The organism is Methanocalculus natronophilus (assembly GCF_038751955.1).
GTDB lineage: Archaea > Halobacteriota > Methanomicrobia > Methanomicrobiales > Methanocorpusculaceae > Methanocalculus > Methanocalculus natronophilus.
The window spans coordinates 1-592 of sequence record NZ_JBCEXH010000094.1 but is presented as its reverse complement, the minus strand read 5'-3'; the positions used below and the strand labels follow the sequence as shown (position 1 = coordinate 592).

Genomic DNA, 592 nt, shown 5'->3' with positions numbered 1-592 from the left:
CATTATAATGATTGGTCATTACGTTAATAAGTTCTTCATATGTAGATTCTTTTTGGAGTGTTTCAAATAAGAGTCTACCTGAATCATTAAGCGAAATCATTCCATTAAAATTAACCGCTTCTTCACCAGTCGGTACGACCACTGTTTCATCCCCGACATTTCTTAAAATATAATCTTTTTTTATTTTCATTTTATACCCCCTGAATAAGTCTTTTATCATGTTATAAAACTAATCTATGTCTATAAAAATATAGCCCAAAGTAATCTTATCATCAAGTTTAAATTGATATCCAAAGATAATTCTATTCCTATCTGGATTTTCTTCTATAATTTCATCAATTATTGCACTGTCAATTGTTAAAATATTATCATCTATAGAATAGTCATTGTTTGTAATATTGTTGCCACTTAGCGTTAATAATTCTCCCTCTAATGGTTCAAACACTAAGATAATGTCCTCTTTATCATAAGTTAAGCGTGTGTCAGTTATAAAGTGAGGAGTTTTAGAATCAGTAAAACGTAAATCAAGTTTAATAATCCCTTTATTGGTTTGGAATTCAAATACTAAATCTTCATCAATATTTTCTAAAGA

The 592-nt window shown here is 28.2% G+C and carries 2 protein-coding genes; both read right to left on the bottom strand.

Going from position 1 to position 592, the window contains the following annotated elements:
• Positions 1-220: PqqD family protein (locus tag ABCO64_RS10640; protein ID WP_343089456.1), on the bottom strand; the 220-nt coding region annotated here is incomplete at its 3' end.
• Positions 221-229: 9 nt separating this feature from the next.
• A partial coding sequence (locus tag ABCO64_RS10635) for a hypothetical protein (protein WP_343089455.1) occupies positions 230-592 on the bottom strand: 363 nt, incomplete at its 5' end.